General features: G+C 44.2%; 3 protein-coding genes. 2 read left to right on the forward strand and 1 reads right to left on the reverse strand.

The genetic code is table 11. The features are described 5' to 3' along the window. Together IQ242_RS23350 and IQ242_RS23355 are read left to right on the forward strand one after the other, a co-directional pair. Nucleotides 1-634 (forward strand): formylglycine-generating enzyme family protein (locus IQ242_RS23350; RefSeq protein ID WP_193961598.1); only part of this gene is annotated, 634 nt, incomplete at its 5' end. Between the two features lie 500 nt (nucleotides 635-1,134). Next, a complete protein-coding gene (locus IQ242_RS23355; RefSeq protein ID WP_052277851.1) occupies nucleotides 1,135-1,422 on the forward strand; it encodes a hypothetical protein in 288 nt (95 codons plus the stop codon). 136 nt (nucleotides 1,423-1,558) lie between these two features. Here the strand turns inward: IQ242_RS23355 and IQ242_RS23360 are convergent, their stop codons facing one another. Next, nucleotides 1,559-1,831 (reverse strand): hypothetical protein, encoded by a 273-nt coding sequence (locus IQ242_RS23360; RefSeq protein WP_002791728.1) that lies wholly within the window; start codon nucleotides 1,829-1,831, stop codon nucleotides 1,559-1,561. Between the last annotated feature and the right edge of the window lie 212 nt (nucleotides 1,832-2,043).

Below are 2,043 nucleotides of genomic sequence, written 5' to 3' on the forward strand. Positions count from 1 at the left end.
AGATTTCTACATGGGGCGTTATCCTATCACCCAAGCACAGTGGCAAGCTATCGCCGCAACCGCTAAAATAGACATCGACCTGAAGACAAACCCCTCTCGCTTCAAAGGGGATGAGCTACCCGTAGAAAGCGTCAACTGGTATGAAGCAACGGAATTTTGTAAACGACTATCAAGGGAAACAAAACGGGAGTATCGGCTACCGAGTGAGGCAGAATGGGAATATGCCTGTAGAGCGGGGACAACAACCGCCTTTCACTTTGGGGAAACGATAACGGCAGATTTAGCTAACTATCGAGGTACTGAAACCTATGCCGATGAACCCACAGGAAGATATCGACGTAAAACAACCCCAGTGGGCTATTTTCAGGTAGCTAACGCCTTTGGGTTGTACGATATGCACGGAAACGTTTGGGAATGGTGTGCCGATACCTGGCACGATAACTATGATGGTGCGCCGACGGATGGCAGTGCTTGGATGGAAAATGGGAATGATAATCCTTCTCCGTTGCGGGGCAGTTCTTGGTACGACAATCCAAGTCTCTGCCGTTCCGCTTGCCGCTACGACAGCAGCCGCCGCAACGACTACTTCGACTACGGTTTTCGGGTGGTGTGGGGTGCTGGGGGGACTTTGTAACCCTTTTTCTCTTTTTTTCCCGCCCAAAGGGCCGTCGATTTTGTAGGGGCGAACTGCGGTCAGTGAGTTTATCGAACTGTGGTCATCCCGGATTAATATTGAATTAAGCAAAAAATTAAATTTTGTTCATTTATAGAACTTAAGTAGGGCTTGCTGAAAAAGTACGGGCGAAGCATTCGGATAGAAAATCTCCGGTTTCACCGATAGGTTATTGCCCGAATGCTTCGCCCCTACAGGATGCGGGCCGATGAAGACGCGAGGTTTTGAACGACGATTCTCTCAAAATCTTGCACCTGTGGGAGCGAGAAAAGCCCCAAAACCCTTACTTTGCCTACATTTCACATTTATTCAGCAAGCCCTAAGTAGTTGGTTATAATTAAATTAAAAATGGATTTTAGGTTCGATCCCCCTGCCTTCCTTGATAAGGTTCGATCCCCCCTGCCCCCCTTGATAAGGGGGGTGTTGCCTTTTCTCATCTTAAAAAAACAGGAGACAGGACAATGACATCGATCGAATTGCGGCAAAAACTAATCAACCAAATTGATCGGCTGAGTTTTGAAAAACTTCTCGTTGTAGAAAAGCTGATCGAAAGTTTAGAAAGCCATTTACCAGAAACCTCAAAAAATATAGATTCTGCCCTAGAATCTCCAGCTTCAACAAACACTTATTTAGAAGATGATCCAATTATAGGAATGTGTTCTGGTGTAATTCCTAATTTTTCGGAGCGAGCGGAAGAAATTTTAGAAACAGCCATTAAACCTCGATCGGGATGGACATGGAAAGAATGAATTCTCTTGCTGATACAGGATTCATTGTTGCACTGATAGATTCTCAGGATTCCCATCACCGGGAAGTAAAAAACATCTATCTTCAGCAACACTCCCCTTATTAAGTTGGGAAGATTCATTTTACCAACAACAAAAACTAACTCGAACTTTCCACGAGGCGACCAGTAACATATTTGTGTAGAATGCTAGAGATAAGTGTTTGATAGGGAATACCTTCCTCTATTGCCTTAGCTTGAAGCGCTTCCAAATCTAGGGAAGACAGAAGTAAAGTAATTTTTTTATCTTGAGTCAGCGTCTCCTTAGCATAGGACTTCAACTCAGCCATTCTAGCCGGCGTTGCCACAGAAACCCACTCATCATTGTTATAGGATTCGAGGATATCTTTTTCTTCAGGAGTTAACTTAGTCATGATTATTTTTATCTCCGAGATATTTTTTAGTTGCTTTTCTAGAAGGGATGATAGTCTTAAGAAAGAGTTCCGAGGAAACTTTAGTCCTTATCCTGCTTGAAGTTGCCTATTTTTTTCTTGACTCCACCGAATTGTTTTAATGCGCCTAAGTAGGCAGGTGTTAAAAACTTTCAGATGCCCCCCTTATCAAGGGGGGCAGGGGGGATCGAACC

The organism is Microcystis sp. LEGE 08355 (genome assembly GCF_015207185.1).
Classification (GTDB): domain Bacteria; phylum Cyanobacteriota; class Cyanobacteriia; order Cyanobacteriales; family Microcystaceae; genus Microcystis; species Microcystis panniformis.

Bases quoted from the DNA above. Each gene is read 5' to 3' on its own strand.
- IQ242_RS23355 (WP_052277851.1), top strand. From the start codon at position 1,135: ATGACATCGATCGAATTGCGGCAAAAACTAATCAACCAAATTGATCGG.
- IQ242_RS23360 (WP_002791728.1), bottom strand. From the start codon at position 1,831: ATGACTAAGTTAACTCCTGAAGAAAAAGATATCCTCGAATCCTATAAC.